General features: G+C 63.4%; 1 protein-coding gene and 2 pseudogenes. 2 read left to right on the top strand and 1 reads right to left on the bottom strand.

Features of this window, described 5'->3' with window-relative positions; translation table 11 throughout:
* Positions 1-241: pseudogene (gene istB / locus ACZYOF_RS43810) on the bottom strand (IS21-like element ISFK1 family helper ATPase IstB); the annotation flags it as partial.
* On the opposite strand from istB, the gene ACZYOF_RS43815 reads away from it, so the two are divergent.
* Positions 189-962, top strand: a complete 774-nt coding sequence (locus ACZYOF_RS43815) for a transposase (RefSeq protein ID WP_463719594.1) — start codon at positions 189-191, stop codon at positions 960-962. The pseudogene istB and the gene ACZYOF_RS43815 sit on opposite strands and share 53 nt — an antisense overlap.
* Before the next feature lie 57 nt (positions 963-1,019).
* A pseudogene (locus ACZYOF_RS43820) lies at positions 1,020-1,323 on the top strand (IS5/IS1182 family transposase); the annotation flags it as partial.

Consider the following 1,323-nt stretch of genomic DNA (forward strand, 5'->3'; position numbering starts at 1 on the left):
TGAGCACCGACAATCCCCAATCGTCCAAAATCAGAAGCTGGGCGCGGCCAAGGGTTTTGAGCAAGCGGGCATAACGTCCATCGCCCCGCGCGAGCGCCAACGCTTCGAACAATCTTGGGACGCGATGGTAGAGAACCGAGCGATTGTCGCGGCAGGCCTTGTGGCCCAGAGCACAGGCTAACCAGCTTTTGCCCAACCCGGTCGCCCCGGTTAAAAGCAAATTCTCGTGGCGATCGATCCATGCGATATCTGGCAACTACCGGAGTGCGCTCGGCCAGCCGCCGTTTGATCCGCGCCTGATGGTGGCGCTGCTGCTCAACGGGTACGCGGTCGGCCTCTATTCCTCGCGGCGGATCGCCAGGGCCTGCGTCGAACGCGCCGACTTCATGATGATCGCGGCGCTCGATGCGCCGGATTTCCGCACCATCTCCGAGTTCCGCAAGCGGCACCTCAAACACTTGGCCGGGCTGTTCGTGCAGGTGTTGAGGCTCGCCGAGAAGGCCGGGTTGGTGCGGCTCGGGCATGTCGCGCTCGATGGCACCAAGATCAAGGCGAATGCCTCCAAACACAAGGCGATGAGCTACGAGCGGATGAAGAAGCGCCAATCCGAGTTGCAGGCCGAGGTCGATCGCTGGCTGGCCGCCGCCGAGGCCGCGGATGCTGAAGACGACAAGCTGCACGGCAACAAGCGTGGCGACGAGTTGCCCGACTGGGTCGCCGACAAGCAGAAGCGGATCGAAAGGATCGCCGAGGCCAAAGCTGAGCTGGAGGCTGAGGCGAAGGCCGCGGCCGACGAGGAGCGTCGCATCGAGGCCGAGAAGCAGAAGAACCGCGAGGCCGAGGGCCGCAAGAAGACCGGCAAGCCCGCGGCACCGCCATCCGACGCGCCTGCCCCAAAGGCACAGCGCAACTTCACCGATCCTGAAAGCCGCATTCTCAAAACCAAGGATGGCTTCATCTAAGGCTATAACGCGCAGGCGGCCGTCGACGGCAAAGCGCAGATCATCGTTGCACACGCCCTGACGCCGAGCACGAGCGACCATGGCCAGTTGGTGCTGCTAGTCGATGGCATCCAAGCCAATCTCGGCCGCAAACCGGAACAAGCTTCCGCCGACAGCGGCTATCTGAGCGAGGTTAACCTCGCGAGCCTCGATCTGCGTGGGATCGATGGCTACATCGCCACCGGCCGCGCCAAGCGCCCGACCGCCGACAACGGCAAGATCGGCGGACCGTTGACACAGGCGATGAGAAAAAAGATCGCCGACGGCGGCTTCGAGACCCCCTACCGACTGCGAAAGCAGATCGTCGAGGCGGTGTTCGGAC

The sequence above is a fragment of the Bradyrhizobium sp. LeoA1Lang genome (assembly GCF_055413685.1).